This is a genomic window from Tenacibaculum aquimarinum (assembly GCF_022478115.1).
Classification (GTDB): domain Bacteria; phylum Bacteroidota; class Bacteroidia; order Flavobacteriales; family Flavobacteriaceae; genus Polaribacter; species Polaribacter aquimarinum_A.
Map to the genome: position 1 here is coordinate 796,164 of NZ_JAKGSC010000001.1, position 20,830 is coordinate 816,993.

The window sequence follows — 20,830 nt, forward strand, 5'->3', positions numbered from 1 at the left end:
TGTATTAAATTGTGCTTTCATACAAAAATAAGATAATTAAAAATATAAAATATGGCATTAGTAACACCATTATCAGCAGAACACGATTTAGAAACAAAAGAATTAGCAGAATTTTTTAATGAAACCTTGGGTTTTTGTCCAAATTCGGTTTTAACTATGCAAAGAAGACCTGCCATTTCTAAAGCTTTTATCAATTTGAATAAAGCCGTTATGGCAAATGAAGGAAAAGTAACTTCGGCTTTAAAACGTATGATTGCTTGGGTTTCTAGTAACGCAACAGGTTGCAGATATTGCCAAGCACACGCAATTAGAGCAGCCGAACGTTATGGAGCAGAACAAGAGCAATTAGATAATATTTGGGAATACAAAACACACGCAGCATTTTCTGATGCAGAGAGAGCTGCTTTAGACTTTTCTTTAGCAGCTTCTATGGTTCCTAATGCTGTTGATGCAAAAATTAAAGAGGAATTGTATAAATATTGGGATGAAGGAGAGATTGTAGAAATGTTAGGTGTAATTTCTCTTTTCGGATATTTAAACCGTTGGAATGATTCTATGGGAACAACGATGGAAGAAGGAGCAATTGAAAGTGGAAATCAATATCTAGGAAAGCATGGTTTTGAAGTTGGAAAACACGATGGTTCTAAGTATTAATTTACTTTTTTAAATAACTTATAAGCCTTGCCTTTTGGTGAGGTTTTTATTTTAAAACTGAAGCAACTTTTTTTTGTAATTCCGGAATTACATTTTTCTCAAACCAAGGGTTTTTAGTTAGCCAAAAACGGTTTCTTGGACTTGGATGCGGCAGTGTAAAGTACTTTGGTAAATACTCAGGATAATTATCTACAGTTTCTGTAAGTGTTCTTTTTGCGTTGTCTTTTAAATAATAGTTTTGTGCATACATTCCTATTAAAATTATCAATTCTAAATTTGGCATGTTGTCGAATAATTGCTTGTGCCACTGTGGAGCACATTCTTTACGTGGCGGTTTATCTCCACTTTTTCCTTTTCCGGGATAACAAAAACCCATTGGTACAATGGCAAACTTTTCTACATCGTAAAAATCTTCATTAGAAACATTTAGCCATTTACGTAATTGTTTTCCACTTGCATCATCCCACGGAATTCCAGATTTGTGAACTTTTGTTCCTGGAGCTTGCCCAATAATTACAATTTTAGAATTTTTATGACCTGTAATAACAGGATTTGCGCCCAAATCTAAATGAGGTTCGCAAATGGTACATTGTTTTATTTCTAATAATAGGTTTTGCATTTTTATTTCAACGCCAAAGCTTCACCATTAAAAGATAAACCTTCGAAACCAGACTTCATAAAGTTTCTAATATTCTGATGAGAATCTCCATTTTTATCTTCTAATACACTTTTATAATGTTCGCCAAAACAAAATAAGGTTTCTTCTTTTTGTAGTTTTTGAAGCTTTGCAAACGCAAATAATTTACAAGAACCAGAATTTTCTCCAGCGTTGTTTTTAATGTCTCCGTTTGTAAAAGCTGTTGGCGTAAACGTATAGTTGTTTTCAATTACTTGCATGGTTTCTACAAAATTAATTGATGTTGGATTCGCTTTTAATTTTGTTTTGAATTCTTGGATTATCATTGTTATTTTTTAAACATTAACAAAAATAGTGAATTCACGTTATATAAGTATGAAGAATTAATTATCTAAAGAACAGTTTAAATCTGTAAGCATTGTTTTTAAAGGGAATTAGGTGAAACTACAGATTTACGGTTTCAAAAAAAGAATAAATAAGTAAAGTTGAAATTACTTTAGTAAAAAAAAATTATAAATTATGGAATTCTGGCAAATATTGATGATACTTTTTATATTATTAGGTTTTTATTTGTACAATAAACAGCTTAATCAAAATCATGAAATTAGTGTAATAGAAGCTTTACAAAAAGAAAAATCTAAAAAAACAATTGCAATTTCCCAGTATATGGATAAAACTAAAAGTTATAACGGTTCTTTTTCAAAGTTTATAAAAAAAGTTTTGCCCTTTTTATTTTGAAGACTTCCCTTCAACCACAACAACAATTTCACCTTTTGGTGGTTTGTTTGTGTAATACGCTAAAACCTCAGTTGCAGTTCCTCTAATAGTTTCTTCAAACATTTTTGTGAGTTCTCTAGAAACAGAAACTTGCCTATCTGCTCCAAAATATTCAATAAAATGCCCTAAAGTTTTTATCAATTTATGTGGAGATTCGTAAAAAATCATGGTTCTGGTTTCTTCTGCTAACAATAAAAAACGCGTTTGTCTTCCTTTTTTAACGGGTAAAAAACCTTCAAAAACAAATTTATCATTCGGTAAACCAGAGTTTACCAAAGCTGGCACAAATGCCGTTGCACCAGGTAAACATTCCACTTCAATATTATTTTGAACACAAGCTCTGGTTAGTAAAAAACCAGGGTCAGAAATTGCGGGAGTTCCAGCATCAGAAATTAGGGCGCAAGTTTCTCCGTTTTTTAATCGGTTTAAAACACCATCAATAGATTTATGTTCGTTGTGCATATGATGACTATGCATTTGCGTAGCAATCTCAAAATGTTTTAAGAGTTTTCCGCTTGTACGTGTGTCTTCAGCTAAAATAAAATCTACTTCTTTTAAAACTCTAATAGCTCTAAAAGTAATGTCTTCTAAATTACCAATTGGTGTTGGTACTAAATATAATTTACTCATAATTAAATAGATTCATAAGTTTCCACGGTAATATCAGCAATTATATCGCCAGTATGTTTTATGGAAAGTGGTTCAAACAGCATAATATGTACTTCTTCTTTTGCAATAGGTTTGTGTTCTACTCCTTTTGGAACAATATAGAACTCACCTTCGTTTAAAGTTACTGTTTTATCGCGCAATTCTATATCTAAAGTACCTTTTATTACCATAAAAAGTTCGTCTTCATTATCGTGTTTATGAAAAACGAATTCTCCTTTTAGTTTAGCTAATAATATTTGTTGTCCATTTAATTCACCTACTTTTTTAGGCGACCAATGGTCTTGAAACAACTTAAATTTCTCTTGAAAATTAATTACACTCATAAAGACAAATTTACAAAGATTTAGACGGATTTTGCGTTACCGATTGCAGCAATTGTTTGAGCTCTTTTGAGGAACGAAAAAAGCGAGTGCGAAAAGCGGGACATTTCTGAGAAGAAATGAACGCCCAAAAAATAATTATTCTACTTAATTTACGTAATTTTGCACTTCAATTTTTTAACAATGTATAGAAGTCATTCTTGTGGCGAATTAAGAGCGTCACACATAAATAACGAAGTTACTTTAGCAGGTTGGGTACAAAAAAGCCGCGATAAAGGTTTTATGATTTGGGTAGATTTACGTGATAGATACGGAATTACACAATTAATTTTTGATGAAGAACGTACTCCAAAAGAAATGATGGAAAAGGCGAAATCTTTAGGAAGAGAATTTGTTATTCAGGTAACCGGAACTGTTATTGAGCGCGAATCTAAAAACGCAAAAATGTCTACTGGAGATGTTGAGGTGTTGGTTTCTAAATTAGAAATTTTAAACGAAGCAAAATTACCGCCGTTTACTATTGAAGATGAAACGGATGGAGGAGAAGATATTAGGATGAAATACAGGTATTTAGATATTAGAAGAAATCCTGTTAAAGACAGCTTAATCTTCCGTTCTAAAGTTTCTATGGAGGTTAGAAAATACTTAACTGATAAAGGTTTTATTGATGTGGAAACACCATATTTAATTAAATCTACGCCAGAAGGAGCACGAGATTTTGTGGTGCCTTCACGTATGAATTCGGGTCAGTTTTACGCATTACCACAATCGCCACAAACCTTTAAACAACTCTTAATGGTTGGTGGAATGGATAAATATTTTCAGATTGTAAAATGTTTTAGAGATGAAGATTTAAGAGCAGACAGACAACCAGAATTTACACAGATTGACTGTGAAATGGCGTTTGTTGAACAAGAAGATATTTTAGAAATTTTTGAAGGATTAACACGTTACTTATTAAAAGAAGTGAATAATGTTGAGGTAGAGAAATTTCCAAGAATGTTATACGATGATGCTATGCGTTTGTATGGAAATGACAAACCAGACATCCGTTTTGGAATGGAATTTGGCGAGTTAAACGCGGTTACACAACATAAAGATTTTGGCGTTTTTAATAGTGCTGAATTGGTTGTTGGTATTGCTGTTCCTGGCGGAAATGCATACACAAGAAAAGAAATAGACAATATTATTAAGTGGGTAAAACGTCCTCAAGTTGGTGCTTTAGGAATGATTTATGCGCGTGTAAACGAAGACGGAACATTCAAATCTTCTGTAGATAAATTCTACGATCAAGAGGATTTAGCAAAATGGGCAGAAATTACAGGTGCAAAACCAGGTGATTTAGTATGTGTTTTATCTGGAGACACAAATAAAGTTAGAGCACAAATGTCTGCTTTACGTATGGAATTGGCAGAACGCTTAGGATTAAGAGATCCTAAAGTATTTGCTCCACTTTGGGTAATAGATTTTCCATTATTAGAATTAGACGAAGAAACGGGTCATTACCATGCAATGCACCATCCATTTACATCACCAAAACCAGGTCAATTAGAATTGTTAGATACAAATCCTGGAGACGTAAAAGCAAACGCGTACGATTTAGTTTTAAACGGAAACGAAATTGGTGGAGGTTCTATAAGAATTCACGATAAAGAAACGCAGGCCATAATGTTTAAGCATTTAGGTTTTACGGAACAAGAAGCTAAAGAACAATTTGGTTTCTTAATGGATGCTTTTGAATATGGAGCGCCACCTCACGGAGGTTTAGCTTTTGGATTGGATAGATTGGTTGCTATTTTGGGAGGTCAGGAAACTATTAGAGACTTTATTGCGTTTCCAAAAAACAACTCAGGACGTGATGTTATGATTGATGCTCCAGCAGTTTTAGATAACGCACAATTAAAAGAATTGAGTCTTCAGTTAGATATTGAAGATAAAGAGTAAACATAAAGTTGAGCTTGTTTCAACTTCTTAGTATATATTAAAATCCCAATCTTTTTAGGTTGGGATTTTTTGTTATTTTTATGGAATGAAAAAATTAATCACAATTTTACTTTTAGCATTTGCTTTTCAAGGGTTTTCACAAGAATTAACAGGAGAACAATTATTAGAAAAAGCGATTGAATATCACGATCCGAATGGAAACTGGAACACTTTTAATGGCGAACTTTTTGTTACCATGAAAACTCCAAAAAGTGATGCGCGAAAAAGCCAAATTAAAATAAATCTTCCGCAGGAATACTTTTATGTAAAAGCATCAAGAGGAGAAAATACTACAGAATATACGGTTGAAAAAGAAAACTGTACAATTGGTTTTAATGGAGAAGTTCCTTCTGCAGCACTTAAAAAAGAGCATAAATTAAGTTGCGAACGCGCTAATTTGTTTAAGAATTATTATACATATTTGTACGGTTTACCAATGAAGTTAAAAGACAACGGAACTATAATTCACCCAAAAACCGAACGTAAAACCTTTAAAGGAAAGGAATATTTGGTTTTAAAGGTATCGTATGAAAAGGAAGTAGGTAAAGATACTTGGTACTTTTATTTCAATCCGAAGAATTACGCAATGGAAATCTATCAGTTTTTTAAAGACGAATCTAAAAACGATGGAGAATATATTTTATTAACTGAAGAAGAAACTATAAACGGAATAAAATTCCCAAAGAACAGAGCGTGGTATTATAATAAAGATGATGGTTATTTAGGAACCGATTTTCTGACTAAGAAATAAGAATTCAAAAGAGAAAATAAAAAATCCGTTCTAAGTTTTAGAACGGATTTTTTATGTTTTATAAATATACTTGAATCGTTAAAACGATCATTGTAAAAATGGTAAGAATTAGCACTAAAGGCAATACAAATTTCAGCCATTTATCATAGCCAATTTTAACAATTGCTAAAGAAGCTAATATTAATCCGGTTGGATTTATAAATGCAAATAAACCCATTCCGTATTGATATGCGTTTACAATAACTTCTCTACCAACGCCAACAGTATCTGCTAATGGAGACATAATTGGCATTGTTAAAACGGCCATTCCTGAAGAACTTGGAATAAAAAACGACAATCCAGAATAGATAAAAAGCATAACGTTTGCAAAAATTCCTTTTGGCATTCCTTCCGTAATTGTACTTGCGTTGTACAAAAGTGTGTCGCTAATTAATCCGCTTTCCATAATTACTGAAACGCCTCTTGCTATACCAATAATAAAGGCAACACTTAATAAGTCTGTAGCTCCTTTTATAAATGTATTTACAAATGCAGTTTCTTTAATTTTAGCTAAAATTCCAATTATAATTGCACCAACTAAAAAGACAGCGGTCATTTCTTCGAACCACCAACCTAAACTAGAAACTCCGTAAATCATTACTACAAAGCATAGCGCAAAAATTACTAAGATTAAACGTAAACGTCCGTTTAATTTTTGATTAGCATCTGTTGAGCTTCCAAATAAATTTTCAATCATTTCCTTTTGATCAAAAATGATAGATTTCGATGCATCTTTTTGAACCTTATTTGCATATCTAATAATGTAAATTAAGCAAATTATTACGCCACCAATTAACATTAATAATCTTCCTGTAAAACCAGTTGTCCAATTTATTCCTGCGGAATCAGAAGCTATAATTACACTAAACGGATTTACAGTTGAGCACATTGTACCAATACTAGAACCAATATAAATACAAGCTAATGCTACAATAGCGTCGTATTTTGCGGCGAGAAAAACGGGAATTAAAATAGGATAAAAAGCAATGGTTTCTTCCGCCAAACCAAAAGTTGTTCCACCTAAAGCAACCAATGTTGTAACCACAATAATCAACCAATATTCTCGTCCTTTTAAAGAGGAAGCTAAACTTGCAATTCCGGCGTCAAAAGCTCCTGAAAAGTTCATAATTGCTATCATTCCGCCTAAAATTAAAACAAATAGAATAATGTCAGACGAAGCTATAATTCCTTTAATAGGTGCTTTTACCAAATCAATAAAACCTTGTGAATTGGCTTCTAATTGGTTGTATGTTCCAGGAATACTAATGGGTTTGTAAATTCCGCCTGAAACAAATTTGTCTAACGGAATTTTAATATTTAAACTTTCCAAGGTTTCTTGCGTTCCGGGTAAGTTTTCGGTTACTTCTAAATGTGTTTTTTCAAACTGTTTAGAAGTTGCGTTGTATTTTAAAGTATCATACTTACCAGCAGGTACAAACCATGTTAACAGAGTAACAGCAGCAGTAATTATTAGTAGAATTGTATGTGGCGTTGGAAGTGATAATTTTTTAAGCATAAAAATATTTTATAACCATAAAAGTAAATAAAAGATTTTATAGAATGTTAACTTACCACTTGTAAGTTTATATTTGCATAGATGTTATCAATTAAAAGCATATTTAGAAAAATTTTAGTTTGGAGATATAAACATATTTCTGAACATCAATTTATGTATGTTTTAAGCATTCTGGTAGGTTTTTTAGCGGGTTTAGGAACTTTGGTTTTAAAGAACTTAACCTTTTTCTTTCAAGATGTTTTAGAAGGAAACTTAATTAAAGAATACCATTACTCTTTGTATTTTATATTTCCAATTATTGGTTTGTTTCTAGTCTTTTACATCAAAAAATACGTCATCAAAAAAGAAATTGGTCATGGTATTTCTACAACTTTACATTCCATTTCTAAACGCAGCGGAATTATAGAAAAGTATAAAATTTACGCATCTTTAATTACTGCGCCAATTACGGTTGGTTTTGGAGGTTCTGCCGGTTTACAAGGTCCAGCAGTTAGTACAGGAGCCGCTTTAGGTTCTACTGTTGCACAATTGTTTCACATGAATACCAAAACACGTATGTTGTTAATTGGTTGTGCAACTGCAGGCGCAATGTCTTCTATGTTTAAAGCACCCGTTGCTGCCATTATTTTTGCTGTAGAAATCTTTAGTTTAGACTTAGCTTTTGCAAGTTTGGTTCCGTTATTATTAGCATCGGTTTCCGCCGTAGTTACTTCGTATTTTTTCTTAGGAAAGGATGTTTTATTAGGTGTAGATTTACAAGAAGGTTTTGCAATTCAAGACATATTATTTTATGTTTTATTGGGTATTGGAACTGGATTTGCATCAGTATATTTTTCTAGAATATATTTTAAAATCACACATTTTTTTGAACGATTTAAAAACCCTTTTCACAGATTAGTTTTTGGTGGAATTGTAATTGGATTGTTGTTATTTTTAATTCCGCCTTTATACGGTGAAGGTTACGGTTTAATAAATAATTTACTAGAAGGTAATGCAGCCGCCGGATTAGAAGATATTCCGTACAATATAGATTTTTCTAACGTTTGGATGGTTATAATTTTTCTGTTAATAGTTACACTGTTTAAAGCAATTGCAATGACAACAACCTTTGCTGCAGGAGGAGTTGGAGGTATTTTTATCCCAACTTTAGTAATGGGAAGTGCGCTTGGAAACGTATTTGCAAAAATTATAAATCAATTTGGTTTCAATGTTTCCGAAACTAATTTTACCTTAATTGGAATGACTGGTTTAATGGCAGGAGTTTTACACGCGCCCTTAACAGCCATTTTTTTAATAGCAGAAATTACTGGAGGTTACGATTTATTTGTGCCCTTAATGTTAGTAGCTGCAATATCTTTTGCACTTACAAAATACTTTGTTTCCAACTCAATTTATACCGTAGAATTAGCTAAAAAAGGAGAGCTTATAACACATAATAAAGATAAAAACGTGTTAATGATGATGCGTTTAGAAACTTTAATAGAAACCAATTTTAAAGTAGTACATCCAGAAATGAAACTTGGTGAAATGCTTAAAAAAGCAGTTGCAAATTCCACTAGAAATATTTTTCCAGTTATAAATAATGAGCAACAATTTTTAGGAATCGTCTTGTTAGATGACATTAGACCCGTAATGTTTGAACAAGAAATGTACAATAGTTTAACTGTAGAAACCTTAATGAAAAGCGCACCAGCAATCATTAACTATAACGATACTCCAGAAAAAGTAATGCAAAAATTTAAGCAAAGTGATGCTTGGAATTTACCTGTTTTAAAAGACAGTAAGTATGTAGGTTTTATCTCAAAATCAAAGCTATTAACTGCATACAGAAATAAATTAATCGAAGTAACAAGTTAGTTTTTTAGAAGCTATTTCCTGCTTTTGCTACTCGCTTTTTTTCTTTCCTCAAAAGAGCTCAAACAAGCCGCTCAATCAGGGCTAAACCTGTTTGCTAACTAATTGTCTTTTCGAGGCACAAAACAATTACTTACTTAAAAATGCAACCATCTTATCAGGGAAATCTGTAAAACCTCCATCAGCATTTGCATCAAAAAGGATTTTTTGCATCATTTCATCAAAAGAAGAAAACTCGTCTAAACTATCTGCTCTAAACGTATATGGATGCACAACTAAATCCAATTTATGCGCATCAGAAACTAAAGAAGTAAATGTCCATTTATTTTCAACTTTATTATTTAATATTTGTTTGTACCAAGGTCCAATTCCATCAGCGTAGGTTGCAAAATGCTTCAATTGTTTTGTTTCTTCAGGAAATTCTATTAATTGCACTAAGAATAATTCCGAATTATATGTCTTTCTAATTTTCTCTAATTCTTTAGCATCAAAACATTGTAAAATACACTTATCTTTTTTGGTTTTGTAACCATATTCAGAAAGTATATTTAAAACAATTTTAGAAATATCTTTTCCTTCAGAAAGGTGAAAAGCAGGGTTTTTAATTTCAGGGTATATTCCAATATTTTTTTCAGTAGCGGAATTTAAACCCTGTATCAATTCAATTTCTTCTTGTAAAGAGTGTAGTTTAAAGTTTCCTTTCCCTTTCGGAAACCGATCTTTATAAACTTGTTCGCCAGTTTTTGGATTAAAACGCTCACTAACTTGTAGTGTTTTTAGTTCTTCAAACGTAAAATCAATTACATAAAACCGGTTGTCTTTTCTACTTCTATTAGAAAATTTTAGCGCAACGTCTGTTACGTCATCTAAGTAAATATCATGTATTACAATAGGTACATTATCTTTACTTAATACCAAATCTTGCTCAAGATAATTAGGATTCATAGCAAAAGCCATCGCTTTAGAAGCTAGTGTATGTTCAGGTAAATAACCGGATGCACCACGATGTGCAATTACAGTTTTTGGTGTCATATCCGTTTCTTTTTTAGGTTGTTTACAAGCGCAAATTAGCAATAATGTTAAAAGTAATTTTATTTTCATCATCTAAAAGTATAACTTTTGTAGCTTTGCAATATGAAGTTACTATTAAAAATTTTATTTGTCATTTTTATTCTTTGGATGTGTACAGGTTTCTATTTAATAAAAACCGAACATGAAAAAGCGCAAATTGTAATGGGTTTAGGAGTATTCTTTTTATCGTTTATTCTAATGCCTTTGTTTATTTACTATCGTTATAGAGATAATAAATACAAGAAATACATTCTAAACGATCAGAAAATCAAAGAATGGATTGATAATAGCAATAAATAAAATCACAAAAAAAAGGCTTCATTTTAAAATGAAGCCTTTTTAGTTTTATAAAAATGTACTCTTAGTTATTAATTGTCCAAGAAACAAAGTATTGAGAACCAATAGCTCCAACACCTGGTGCACTAAAGTATTCTTTACCACCAATATTAGCAGCACCTACTTTTAATACAGATTTCCAAGAAGGAATTCTATAGTTAATTTGAGCATCAACTACAGTTCTAGCATCTACAATTCCGTCATAGAAAGCAGATTGCCATAAGAATTCATCTTGCCATCTTAAGTTTACATTGAAACCTAAGTTTTCAATTACACTAGTTTTACCAAATTGTAATTTTACCTTGTGCTCTGGAGTGTTAAATCCAGCTTCAAAATCAGAAGCTTCATCAATATTAAGTTTAGAGTATGTATAGTTTAAACCTAAGTCAAAACCGTTTAATACTTTTGTATTTAAACCAATTGTAGCTCCGTATGAACTTACATCTTCTTCTGAGTTACTATCTAAAGCTACACCTTTAAAGTCACCATTTTGTAAAGCTACTAAACTAATTGGTGTACCAGCAGCTCCACCTAAAGGAGTTAAATCTACTTGATCCGCTAATGTAACACTACCATATAATGGAGCTACAACATTTTGAGAAGCAATAAAGTCTTTGTAGTTGTTATAATACACGTTTAAATCTACAGTAACACCTTCTATAACGCCTCTATAACCAACTTCAAAAGCAGTTACATGTTCTGGTTTTACAAACTCTACGTCAGATTTAACTAAGTCAGCAGGATTTCCACTTGCAACAAATGCACCTACAGAAGCTGCTGTCCAAGAATTGTCATAAGCCATTCTACCTGTTAATGTACCAGTTGCTCCAATAGAAGAACCAGTTGTTCCATTAATATAACCCGCTAAACCAGCAGGAATTCCTAAATTATAAGGATTAGAAGTATATCTATCAATATTATCTGGAGCAGTACCTAATAAAATACCACTACCTGCATCTAAACCAATGTATTGATCTTGTGTTGTTGGGTTTCTAAAACCTGTTTGTACAGAAGCTCTAAAGTTATGGTTTTTGTCCTCACCAGCAGCATAGGCTAAAGATAAACGAGGAGAAATATTTCCATCAAAATTTTGAGCTTTGTCATAACGAGCAGAAGCTGTAATCTTTAAACGGTCATCTAATACTTTCTTTTGTAATTGCGTATATACACCATATTCATCATAATCAATAGGACCATCATAATCTGTAAAGATTGTACCATTAGAATTTAAAACATATTGTCTATAAGAAGCACCAACTTGTATTTCTGCCCAATCGATGTAATCTTGTAAGTTTAAGTTAGCATCTGCGTGGTATAATTTTGTTTGGTCTTGAAACTTAGAACCAGTAGCTAAAGACGGGTCTTGTTTTACTTCACTAAAAGCCTTTGAAAAACCTCCAGTACCAGGAATTAATCTTCCTGTATCTGCAACTGATCTTGAAATTGAGTGTGCTACATCTGCATTTCCAGCTGGAACACCAGGGATGGCACCTGCAATTGCTTGAGCATATGTACCTACATACTGTCCAAACCAATTTGAATCAGATTTCCATCTTCTATTAATGTTAATTGCAGCAAAACGAGTATCATAAGAATCTCCAGCATCTTCAGAAGTAACGTAACCACGTACCATAAAGCTTTTACCTTTTAATTCTAATTTATGTTGCTCCATAAAGAAGTTTTGGATGTTGTATCTGTTTTGTCCTTGATAAATTGTGTTACCAATACCAAACTTAGAATTCCAAATAATTTCTAAACGATCGTTACCCCAAGGTCTATAATGTAATGAACCTCCAAATTTTACACTTTTAGCTTCATTTGTCATTAAGTCTACATCATTATATCCTGTTCTACTAACTGCTTGGTTAGGTATAAATGGTAGTAACGCTGCTGGTAATACATTTGCATCTACTAATGCTTGACCAACTGAAGCCATATTTGTAGAAACTTCATCACCATAAACATTTAAACCGTTATAGTTTGGATTTGTAGAATGATCTAAAGATGTCATGTCTGTTTCATCTCTATAATCAGTTGCATGCCATTCTTCACCTTTTAAGAAAGATAAAGTAGCTTTTGCAGCAAACTTATCATCAAAAGCATACGCCATTCTTAAACTAGAATCATAAAAAGTATTATTTCCAGCTGCTTCCTGGCTAGTCATTCCTGTTTTAAAAGAAAAACTAATTCCACCGTCATCAAAAGGGTTTTTACTTCTCATAAACATAATACCGTTAAAAGCATTTGCTCCATATAATGCAGAAGATGCTCCTGGTAATAACTCTACTGTTTGTACATCTAATTCAGACATACCAAGTAAATTACCTAATGCAAAGTTTAAGGCTGGAGATGAATTATCCATTCCATCAACTAATTGCATGAAGCGTTCGTTTGCAAATGTTGCAAAACCACGTGTGTTTACAGATTTAAATGTTAAACTATTAGAGTTAATGTCTACACCTTTTAAGTTTTCTAATCCATCATAAAATGAAGGAGAAGAGGTGTTTCTAATTGCTCTAACATCCATTCTTTCTACTGTAACCGGAGACTCCATAATACGTTCTGGAGTTCTAGATGCAGAAATTACAACTTCATCTAAAGCTGTTGCATTTTCTTTTAAAGTAACAGTAACAACTTGGTTGTTTTTAGTTATTTCAACAGAACTTGTTTGGAACCCAATAGAAGAAACTTCTAATATAAAAGGTGGAGTATCCGTAACTTTTAATGTAAACTTACCATCAAAATCTGTAGATGTTCCAACAGCTTTTCTGGCAACCTTAATGTTAGCTCCTGGTAAAGGACCAGTAGCATCACTAACAACTCCTGTAATAGTAGTCTGTGCAAACATTGCAGCACTACCAAAAAGGACAAATGCAATCAATAATATTTTTTTCATCATAATGTTTAATAATTTGTTAACTATTGCGCAAAATACAATTTTTTTTCATTTAAGAAATATTTAAGACATTATTTTGTTTTTTTAACAGTTTTGAGGGGGTATTTTTATCAGAATGACAGATTGATAATAAATGTATATTATTCTTTTTAGTTGTATTTTTGTAGAAAATATACTCCGGATTTGGAAATTATTCATTCAGTTTTTGATTATAAATCTACCCAAAAAACCTTTGTTACCATTGGTACTTTTGATGGTGTACATATTGGGCATCAGAAAATTATTGAGAATTTAGTTGCAGAAGCTAAAGAAAAAGGACACAAATCTGTTGTGTTAACTTTTTTTCCGCATCCAAGAATGGTGCTACAAAAAGACGTTTCTATAGAGCTTATTAATTCTATAGATGAACGTGCTAAGTTTTTAGAAAAAACAGGTTTAGATTGTTTAATTATTCACCCATTTAGTAAAGAATTTTCTCGTTTAACAGCGTTAGATTTTGTACGTGATGTATTGGTGAATCAACTTAATATTTCTAAACTAGTTATTGGTTACGATCATCATTTTGGAAAAAATAGGGAAGGAAATATTACTCAACTTACAGAATATAGCCATTTATATAATTTTACGGTTGAAGAAATTCCGGCTCAAGATATAGATTCTGTTTCGGTGAGTTCTACTAAAATAAGAAAAGCATTGGTTAGCGGAAACCTTAAAACGGCGAATAAATACTTAGGATACAATTTCTCAATTTTCGGAAAAGTAGTAAATGGTAAGCAATTAGGTGGTAAAATAGGTTTTCCTACAGCTAATATTAGTGTTGCTGAAACTTATAAATTAATACCTAAAACTGGTGTTTATGTGGTAAAATCAGTAATTGGAGGTGAAACTGTTTTCGGGATGATGAATATTGGAACAAGACCAACTGTAAACGGAATACACCAAACAATTGAAGTCCATTTTTTTGATTTTAATGAAGATTTGTACGGCGAAAATTTAAACATAGAACTACTTTATTTTTTACGTGACGAGCAAAAGTTTGACTCCGTTGAAACGTTAATTATTCAGCTTAAAGAAGATGAAGAAACTTCTTTATTATATATTAAGGACAATTTTTAGCATTGCTCGGATTGCGTTAAGGATTGCAGTGAAAAGCCCACAGTGAGGAACGAACGAGGACTTACAACGAAAAGCCTGACCCTTGTGGTAACGCCAAAAAAATAATTCTAAAATTTAGAAACACCTTTTTATTTATAATTTGGTGGTAAAACAGCGTTACAATTTCTATCTTTGCCTTCTTAAAATTTGAACAAAAATGTTACAAGTACAATTTATTAGAGACCACAAACAAACGGTTTTAGACGGATTAGCAAAACGTAATTTTGCAAATGCCGAACAAATTATTAACGCTGTTTTAACTGCTGATGAAAATCGTAGAGCAACGCAAGTTTCTCTAGACAATGTGTTGGCAGAATCTAATAAATTATCGAAAGAGATTGGTGGTTTTTTTAAGTCTGGTGAAGTGCAAAAAGCTAACTTATTAAAAGAAAGAACAAGTCTTTTAAAAGAGCAATCTAAAGAGTTTACGGAGACATTAAATAAAATTTCTGAAGAGTTACAAGACTTATTGTATCAGATTCCGAATGTGCCACATGCTTCTGTAAAAGCGGGTAAAAATGAAGAGGATAATGAAGAGGTTTATAAAGAAGGTACAATACCAGATTTAGGAGAAAATGCCTTGCCTCATTGGGAATTGGCTAAGAAATACGATATAATCGATTTTGAGTTAGGAACTAAAATTACGGGTGCAGGTTTTCCTGTTTATAAAGGAAAAGGAGCAAGATTACAACGAGCATTAATCAACTATTTTTTAGATAAAAATATTAAAGCGGGTTATACGGAAGTACAAGTTCCGCATTTAGTAAATACAGCATCGGCAACTGCTACTGGACAATTACCAGACAAAGAAGGACAAATGTATCACGCGGAAGTAGATGATTTATATTTAATTCCAACTGCCGAAGTTCCAATAACAAATATGTTTAGAGGAGATTTAAAGCAAGAAAGTGATTTGCCAATTTCTGTAACAGGTTACACACCATGTTTTCGTCGCGAAGCGGGAAGTTATGGTGCGCATGTTCGTGGATTAAATCGTTTACATCAATTTGATAAAGTGGAAATTGTGCGTGTAGAGCGTCCAGAAAATTCTTACCAAGCCTTAAACGGAATGGTAGAACATATTAAAGATATTTTACGTGAGTTAAAATTACCGTACAGAATTTTACGTTTGTGTGGTGGCGATACTGGTTTTACTGCAGCTTTAACGTTTGATTTTGAACTGTATTCTACAGCACAAGAGCGTTGGTTAGAAATAAGTTCTGCGTCTAATTTTGAAACTTTTCAAGCAAATAGATTAAAACTTCGTTATAAAAATAAAGATGGAAAAACGCAATTAGTACACACCTTAAATGGTAGTTCTTTAGCGTTGCCAAGAGTTTTAGCGGGTATTTTAGAAAATTATCAAACAGCAGACGGAATTAAAATCCCTGAGGTTTTAGTGCCTTATTGTGGGTTCGATGTTATAGATTAATGCAATAAGCTATAGCTTTTTTAATTTGCCACAATAGCAACCATTAATTGCTTGTATTTTTTCATTTCTAAAAGTGCATTGAAATAAGCGGTTATTTGTCCGTTTTTCATAAATTCTATTGAATTTCTCTTAGCGGTTTCGTATTGTTTAGTTAGGTTTTTCATAATAAAATTGTTAGTTATAGTATATGAAAGACAATTTCCATGCCAAAATGTTACAAGAGTTTTTAAAAACGGAGTTGTTTTAGTAGAAATTTAACATTTTTGTTACCTATCTTTGATTTGATGATGAAACGATTTTTAATACTTTTTTTTCTGATAATTAGCCAAATAGCATTGGCTCAATCCGACTATCCGTTGGCCGAAAACTATTATCGAAATAATGAATATGAAAAAGCGCTTCAGATCTTTCAAAAATTAGCAGATAAAAGTCCATATAACACAACTTATATTCAAAGATTGGTGGATTGTTATCAAGAATTAAACAGGTTTTCTTCAGTAGATAGTTTGTTAACGTTAAAACAAAAGAAAAATAAAAGACTTACCTTTTATAATGTTTTGTTAGGTTATAATTATGAAAGACAACAACAACCAGAAAAAGCAATTAAATTATATAAAAAGGCAATAAAATCTATTGATAAAAATGCAAATTATGGTACTACAATTGCTGGTTTATTAAAGAATTACAATCAGTTAGATTTAGCAATTGAAGCCTATAATGCAACTGCTAAAAAAAGACCAAAATCCAGTTATGGATTTCAAATTGCACAAGTTTATGGGGAAAAAGGAGATTTTCCTAAGATGTTTGAATCCTATATAGATTTGGTAGATAAAATTCCGAGTCGATTAAAAACGGTAAAAAGATATACAGCAAAATATATTACTGACGATAGTGAAAGCGAAATAAATATTGCGTTTAAAAAAGCATTGTTGCGCAAGTCTGCCAGTAATCCAAAAGCAATTTGGAATAGCTTATTAAGCTGGTTGTTTGTACAGCAAAAAGAGTATAATAAAGCTTTAATACAAGAAAAAGCACTGTTTGCAAGAAACGCAGATGAATTGGCTAATGTTGTAAGTTTAGGAGAAATTACATTCTTTAATAATGATTTTGAAACAGCTCAAAAATGTTTCAACTTCATCTTAGAAAAAACAAATTATCCAGATGAAAAAGTAAATGCTCATTTGTATTTATTAAAAATAGCAATTAAGCAAGAGCAACCAAAAATTGAAGACGAATTTCAAGCAGTTTTTAGTGAATTTGGCAAAAATGAAAACACGCTTCCTATTCAAGTTGAATATGCAAATTATGTAACATTTGTTAAAAATGAACCTGCAAAAGCGCAAGAAATTTTAGAAGAAGCAATGCGTTATGCAAAATCTAAATTTCAACAAGCACGTATAAAATTAAAGTTGGCTGATGTTCTAGTGTTTACAGGGAAATTTAATAAAGCGTTGATTTATTATACTCAAATACAAAGTAAGTTAAAAAGTCATCCGTTAGCACAACAAGCACGTTTTAAAGTGGCACAAACTAGTTATTTTAAAGGAGATTTTGCTTGGGCAAAAGCACAATTAAAAGTATTAAAAGGTTCTGCAACACAACTAATTGCTAATGATGCGGTAGCTTTGTTTTTAACAATTTCAGACAATGAACCTAAAGATTCAATTCCATCTGGATTAAAACAAATTGCACAGTCAGATTTGCTTAGTTTTCAGAATAAAAACGCAGAGGCATTAGCTGTTTTAGAACAAGTATTTGTAGATTTTGGAGGACAACCAATAGAATACGAAGCCTTGTTTAAAAAAGGAAAACTGTTGGTAAAGCTAAAAAAATACGATGAAGCTATTTTAACTTTTGCAGAAGTAGTAGCAAATGATGCAGAAGGTATTTATAATGATGACGTCTATTATGAAGTTGCGGAGTTATTCAATAAATTAAATAAACCCGAAAAAGCTCAAGAATACTATCAAAAGATTATTTTTGAACATCCAAGTAGTATTTATTTGGTAGATGCTCGTAAGAAATTTAGAAAATTACGCGGAGACGATATTTAGTAAGCAGTATTCAGTTATAAACCTGTCATTTAGAGTAAAGTTGATAACTAAACAAATAAACGCATACACATTAAACAATTACACAGTAAAATGTACATATACAACGTAACAATAAATATAGACGAAAGTGTTCATCAAGAATGGTTACAGTGGATTCAAAACCATATTCCAGAAGTTTTAGATACTGGAAAATTTTTATCAGCAAAACTAACACAGGTTTTGGTTGATGAAGAAATGGGCGGCGTAACTTATTCGGTACAATATACAGCAGCAACAAGAGAAGATTTAGATGCATATTATAATGAACATGCAGATAAACTTCGTGGAGACGGATTTAAAAAGTTTGCCGATAAAATGTTAGCTTTTAGAACCGAATTAAAAATAATTAACGAGTATTTTCCAACAGCAGTAAGTAATTAATATGACTGTACGTGCCAAAAAACATTTAGGACAACATTTTCTTAAAGATGAAGATATTGCAAAAAAAATTGCAGATGCTTTAATTGGAGAAAACTATAATAATGTATTAGAAATTGGTCCAGGAATGGGTGTTTTAACAAAGTATCTGTTAGAAAAAAAACCAAAAGTAACTGTTATGGAACTCGATCGAGAATCTGTAGCTTATTTACAAGAAACATTTCCATTAGAGCATATAAAATTAGATACAACTTCAGATAAATTTAAAATTATTGAAGGCGATTTTTTAAAGAAAGATTTAACCGAAGTATTTAACCAAGAACCAGTTGCTATTATCGGTAATTTCCCTTACAATATTTCTACACAAATTGTTTTTAAAGCAATTGAAAATAGAGAATTTGTGCCAGAATTTGCAGGTATGTTTCAGAAAGAAGTAGCCATGCGAATTGCAGAAAAAGAAGGCTCTAAAGTCTACGGAATTCTATCAGTATTAACACAAGCATTTTTTGATGTAGAATATTTATTTACGGTTCCGCCAACGGTTTTTGATCCGCCACCAAAGGTAGATTCTGGCGTTATTCGATTAATCAGAAAAGAAGATTATTCACTTCCAGTTGATGAAAAATTATTCTTTAGAGTTGTAAAAACTGCATTTCAGCAACGTAGAAAAATGTTGCGTTCAAGTTTAAAATCTTTCAATCTTTCGGATTCTTTAAAAGAAGAACCTATATTTGCGAAGCGACCAGAACAATTATCTGTAAATCAGTTTATAGAATTAACAAAAAAATTGTCTGAACTAAGTGCTGATTAATAATATATAAGAACAAATCTCAATTACCGAGAAAAATAGCTAACCATGGCATTTGAAATTTCAGATCTATTTCTAGAAAATCTTACAAGTTTTATCTTAAATAAAGATGATAAAGCAATATCATTGGTGTTTGAAGATGTCCATTTTGCAGATATTGCAGAGGTTTTAGATGAAGTAAATTTTGATGAAGCTATTTATATTATTAAACTTTTAGACAGCGAAAAAACATCTGAAATTCTAACAGAATTAGACGAAGATATTCGTGAAAAAATTCTTGAAAACTTATCTGCTAAAGAAATTGCAGAAGAAGTAGAAGAGATGGATTCTGATGATGCTGCAGATATTATTGGAGAACTTTCAGAAGAGCGTCAAGAGCGTGTAATGAACGCTTTAGAAGATGATGACTTAGCTGCAGATATTAAAGAATTACTGTCTTATGAAGACAATACAGCAGGTGCTTTAATGGCAAAAGAATTAGTAAAAGTCTATGAAACTTGGACTGTTGCTGGTTGTATGCGTAGAATTAGAGGGCAAGCAAAAGAAGTAACAAGAGTACACTCTATTTACGTTGTAGATAAAGAAGATAAATTGGTTGGTAGGTTGTCTTTAAAAGATTTAATCATAGCCAAATCAGACCAAAAAATTGCTGACATTTCTAAATCAAAAGTAGACGCGGTAAATGTAAACGAAGACGATGAGGAAGTTGCCAAAATCATGGCAAAATACGATTTAGAAGCAATTCCTGTAGTAGATGATAATATGGTTTTATTAGGTAGAATTACTATTGATGATATTGTAGATGTCTTAAAAGAAGAAGCCGACAAAGATTACCAAATGGCGGCAGGTTTAACACAAGATGTAGATTCAGATGATAGTATTTTACAACTAACCAAAGCGCGTTTGCCTTGGTTATTTTTAGGTTTATTGGGTGGAATTGGCGCTTTTTTAATCATGGAAGGCTTTCACGGAGTATTTGCAAAATATGCAGCATTATTTTTCTTTACGCCTTTAATTGCGGCAATGGCAGGTAATGTTGGTGTACAATCTTCGGCAATTATTGTGCAAGGTTTAGCAAATGATGACGTAAAAGGAAGTGTAAATAGTAGGTTGATAAAAGAAATGCTGTTAGCACTTTTAAACGGAGTGATTTTAGCGCTATTTTTATTCGTTTTTGTTTGGATTATTAAAGGAAAAGTAGACCTTGCTTTAGCAGTTTCAGTCTCACTAGTCGCCGTAATTGTCATAGCCGGTTTAATAGGAACCTTTGTACCGTTATTTTTAAACAAACGCGGTATAGATCCAGCAATAGCAACAGGACCATTTATAACAACATCTAACGATATTTTCGGAATTCTTATCTATTTTATGATTGCAAAAATGATTTTAGGAATATAATTTTCTGAAGCTATTTCCTGCTTTCACTACTCGCTGTTTCGTTCCTCAACGAGCTCAAACAAA

General features: G+C 31.9%; 19 protein-coding genes. 11 read left to right on the forward strand and 8 right to left on the reverse strand.

Annotation, left to right across the window (positions count from 1 at the left end):
- The first annotated feature begins 51 nt into the window (after positions 1-51).
- On the forward strand, positions 52-654 hold the full coding sequence (locus tag L1S33_RS03735; protein ID WP_240550897.1) for a carboxymuconolactone decarboxylase family protein: 603 nt from the start codon (positions 52-54) through the stop codon (positions 652-654).
- A gap of 46 nt (positions 655-700) precedes the next feature.
- Here the strand turns inward: L1S33_RS03735 and L1S33_RS03740 are convergent, their stop codons facing one another.
- The 4 genes from L1S33_RS03740 to L1S33_RS03755 all read right to left on the reverse strand — a co-directional run bounded on the left by L1S33_RS03740 (position 701) and on the right by L1S33_RS03755 (position 3,060).
- Entirely contained in the window at positions 701-1,273 is a 573-nt protein-coding gene (locus L1S33_RS03740; protein WP_240561277.1) for a uracil-DNA glycosylase family protein, read from the reverse strand.
- A 2-nt stretch (positions 1,274-1,275) separates the two neighbouring features.
- Entirely contained in the window at positions 1,276-1,617 is a 342-nt protein-coding gene (locus L1S33_RS03745) for a HopJ type III effector protein (RefSeq protein ID WP_240561278.1), read from the reverse strand.
- Positions 1,618-2,020: 403 nt separating this feature from the next.
- Positions 2,021-2,698 (reverse strand): 16S rRNA (cytidine(1402)-2'-O)-methyltransferase, encoded by a 678-nt coding sequence (gene rsmI / locus L1S33_RS03750; RefSeq protein ID WP_240561279.1) that lies wholly within the window; start codon positions 2,696-2,698, stop codon positions 2,021-2,023.
- A 2-nt stretch (positions 2,699-2,700) separates the two neighbouring features.
- Positions 2,701-3,060, reverse strand: coding sequence for a cupin domain-containing protein (locus tag L1S33_RS03755; RefSeq protein ID WP_240561280.1), 360 nt, complete (start codon positions 3,058-3,060; stop codon positions 2,701-2,703).
- Between the two features lie 180 nt (positions 3,061-3,240).
- Between L1S33_RS03755 and aspS the strand changes: the two genes are divergently transcribed.
- Both aspS and L1S33_RS03765 read left to right on the forward strand, forming a co-directional pair.
- Positions 3,241-5,001 carry an aspartate--tRNA ligase gene (aspS, locus tag L1S33_RS03760; RefSeq protein WP_240561281.1) on the forward strand — a complete coding sequence of 587 codons (1,761 nt, stop codon included), beginning with the start codon at positions 3,241-3,243 and terminating at the stop codon, positions 4,999-5,001.
- Between the two features lie 85 nt (positions 5,002-5,086).
- Positions 5,087-5,791 (forward strand): DUF6503 family protein, encoded by a 705-nt coding sequence (locus L1S33_RS03765; protein ID WP_240561282.1) that lies wholly within the window; start codon positions 5,087-5,089, stop codon positions 5,789-5,791.
- Positions 5,792-5,849: 58 nt separating this feature from the next.
- On the opposite strand, the gene L1S33_RS03770 is transcribed toward L1S33_RS03765, so the two are convergent.
- Positions 5,850-7,346 carry a YfcC family protein gene (locus tag L1S33_RS03770; RefSeq protein WP_240561283.1) on the reverse strand — a complete coding sequence of 499 codons (1,497 nt, stop codon included), beginning with the start codon at positions 7,344-7,346 and terminating at the stop codon, positions 5,850-5,852.
- Between the two features lie 81 nt (positions 7,347-7,427).
- Here L1S33_RS03770 and L1S33_RS03775 point away from each other — a divergent pair, with 81 nt between their 5' ends.
- Positions 7,428-9,203 carry a chloride channel protein gene (locus tag L1S33_RS03775; RefSeq protein WP_240561284.1) on the forward strand — a complete coding sequence of 592 codons (1,776 nt, stop codon included), beginning with the start codon at positions 7,428-7,430 and terminating at the stop codon, positions 9,201-9,203.
- A gap of 126 nt (positions 9,204-9,329) precedes the next feature.
- Here L1S33_RS03775 and glpQ read toward each other — a convergent pair whose 3' ends face one another.
- Complete coding sequence (gene glpQ, locus L1S33_RS03780; RefSeq protein ID WP_240561285.1) at positions 9,330-10,304, reverse strand: glycerophosphodiester phosphodiesterase; 975 nt, start codon at positions 10,302-10,304, stop codon at positions 9,330-9,332.
- Between the two features lie 30 nt (positions 10,305-10,334).
- On the opposite strand from glpQ, the gene L1S33_RS03785 reads away from it, so the two are divergent.
- Positions 10,335-10,571, forward strand: a complete 237-nt coding sequence (locus tag L1S33_RS03785; RefSeq protein WP_240561286.1) for a hypothetical protein — start codon at positions 10,335-10,337, stop codon at positions 10,569-10,571.
- A gap of 61 nt (positions 10,572-10,632) precedes the next feature.
- Here L1S33_RS03785 and L1S33_RS03790 read toward each other — a convergent pair whose 3' ends face one another.
- Positions 10,633-13,506 (reverse strand): TonB-dependent receptor, encoded by a 2,874-nt coding sequence (locus L1S33_RS03790; RefSeq protein WP_240561287.1) that lies wholly within the window; start codon positions 13,504-13,506, stop codon positions 10,633-10,635.
- 180 nt (positions 13,507-13,686) lie between these two features.
- On the opposite strand from L1S33_RS03790, the gene L1S33_RS03795 reads away from it, so the two are divergent.
- Together L1S33_RS03795 and serS are read left to right on the forward strand one after the other, a co-directional pair.
- The gene (locus tag L1S33_RS03795) at positions 13,687-14,619 is read left to right on the forward strand and encodes a bifunctional riboflavin kinase/FAD synthetase (protein WP_240561288.1); all 933 of its coding nucleotides are present in this window, start codon (positions 13,687-13,689) and stop codon (positions 14,617-14,619) included.
- A gap of 196 nt (positions 14,620-14,815) precedes the next feature.
- Positions 14,816-16,090, forward strand: a complete 1,275-nt coding sequence (gene serS, locus L1S33_RS03800; protein WP_240561289.1) for a serine--tRNA ligase — start codon at positions 14,816-14,818, stop codon at positions 16,088-16,090.
- Between the two features lie 20 nt (positions 16,091-16,110).
- On the opposite strand, the gene L1S33_RS03805 is transcribed toward serS, so the two are convergent.
- A complete protein-coding gene (locus L1S33_RS03805) occupies positions 16,111-16,254 on the reverse strand; it encodes a hypothetical protein (protein WP_240550883.1) in 144 nt (47 codons plus the stop codon).
- Between the two features lie 171 nt (positions 16,255-16,425).
- Here L1S33_RS03805 and L1S33_RS03810 point away from each other — a divergent pair, with 171 nt between their 5' ends.
- From L1S33_RS03810 to mgtE, 4 genes are all read left to right on the forward strand, one after another.
- Positions 16,426-18,144: a tetratricopeptide repeat protein gene (locus tag L1S33_RS03810; RefSeq protein WP_240561290.1), complete on the forward strand. Its 1,719-nt coding sequence runs from the start codon at positions 16,426-16,428 to the stop codon at positions 18,142-18,144.
- 90 nt (positions 18,145-18,234) lie between these two features.
- The gene (locus L1S33_RS03815) at positions 18,235-18,564 is read left to right on the forward strand and encodes a DUF4286 family protein (RefSeq protein WP_240561291.1); all 330 of its coding nucleotides are present in this window, start codon (positions 18,235-18,237) and stop codon (positions 18,562-18,564) included.
- 1 nt (position 18,565) lies between these two features.
- Positions 18,566-19,372, forward strand: coding sequence for a 16S rRNA (adenine(1518)-N(6)/adenine(1519)-N(6))-dimethyltransferase RsmA (gene rsmA, locus L1S33_RS03820; protein WP_240561292.1), 807 nt, complete (start codon positions 18,566-18,568; stop codon positions 19,370-19,372).
- A 45-nt stretch (positions 19,373-19,417) separates the two neighbouring features.
- Positions 19,418-20,767: a magnesium transporter gene (gene mgtE, locus L1S33_RS03825; protein ID WP_240550879.1), complete on the forward strand. Its 1,350-nt coding sequence runs from the start codon at positions 19,418-19,420 to the stop codon at positions 20,765-20,767.
- The last annotated feature ends 63 nt before the right edge of the window (positions 20,768-20,830 follow it).

Excerpts from the sequence above, each read along its gene's own strand:
- L1S33_RS03815 (WP_240561291.1), top strand. The coding sequence starts at position 18,235 with ATGTACATATACAACGTAACAATAAATATAGACGAAAGTGTTCATCAA.
- L1S33_RS03740 (WP_240561277.1), bottom strand. The coding sequence starts at position 1,273 with ATGCAAAACCTATTATTAGAAATAAAACAATGTACCATTTGCGAACCT.
- L1S33_RS03785 (WP_240561286.1), top strand. The coding sequence starts at position 10,335 with ATGAAGTTACTATTAAAAATTTTATTTGTCATTTTTATTCTTTGGATG.
- L1S33_RS03755 (WP_240561280.1), bottom strand. The coding sequence starts at position 3,060 with ATGAGTGTAATTAATTTTCAAGAGAAATTTAAGTTGTTTCAAGACCAT.
- rsmI (WP_240561279.1), bottom strand. The coding sequence starts at position 2,698 with ATGAGTAAATTATATTTAGTACCAACACCAATTGGTAATTTAGAAGAC.
- L1S33_RS03765 (WP_240561282.1), top strand. The coding sequence starts at position 5,087 with ATGAAAAAATTAATCACAATTTTACTTTTAGCATTTGCTTTTCAAGGG.
- aspS (WP_240561281.1), top strand. The coding sequence starts at position 3,241 with ATGTATAGAAGTCATTCTTGTGGCGAATTAAGAGCGTCACACATAAAT.
- L1S33_RS03805 (WP_240550883.1), bottom strand. The coding sequence starts at position 16,254 with ATGAAAAACCTAACTAAACAATACGAAACCGCTAAGAGAAATTCAATA.
- L1S33_RS03775 (WP_240561284.1), top strand. The coding sequence starts at position 7,428 with ATGTTATCAATTAAAAGCATATTTAGAAAAATTTTAGTTTGGAGATAT.
- serS (WP_240561289.1), top strand. The coding sequence starts at position 14,816 with ATGTTACAAGTACAATTTATTAGAGACCACAAACAAACGGTTTTAGAC.
- L1S33_RS03735 (WP_240550897.1), top strand. The coding sequence starts at position 52 with ATGGCATTAGTAACACCATTATCAGCAGAACACGATTTAGAAACAAAA.
- L1S33_RS03770 (WP_240561283.1), bottom strand. The coding sequence starts at position 7,346 with ATGCTTAAAAAATTATCACTTCCAACGCCACATACAATTCTACTAATA.
- rsmA (WP_240561292.1), top strand. The coding sequence starts at position 18,566 with ATGACTGTACGTGCCAAAAAACATTTAGGACAACATTTTCTTAAAGAT.
- L1S33_RS03790 (WP_240561287.1), bottom strand. The coding sequence starts at position 13,506 with ATGATGAAAAAAATATTATTGATTGCATTTGTCCTTTTTGGTAGTGCT.
- glpQ (WP_240561285.1), bottom strand. The coding sequence starts at position 10,304 with ATGATGAAAATAAAATTACTTTTAACATTATTGCTAATTTGCGCTTGT.
- L1S33_RS03745 (WP_240561278.1), bottom strand. The coding sequence starts at position 1,617 with ATGATAATCCAAGAATTCAAAACAAAATTAAAAGCGAATCCAACATCA.
- mgtE (WP_240550879.1), top strand. The coding sequence starts at position 19,418 with ATGGCATTTGAAATTTCAGATCTATTTCTAGAAAATCTTACAAGTTTT.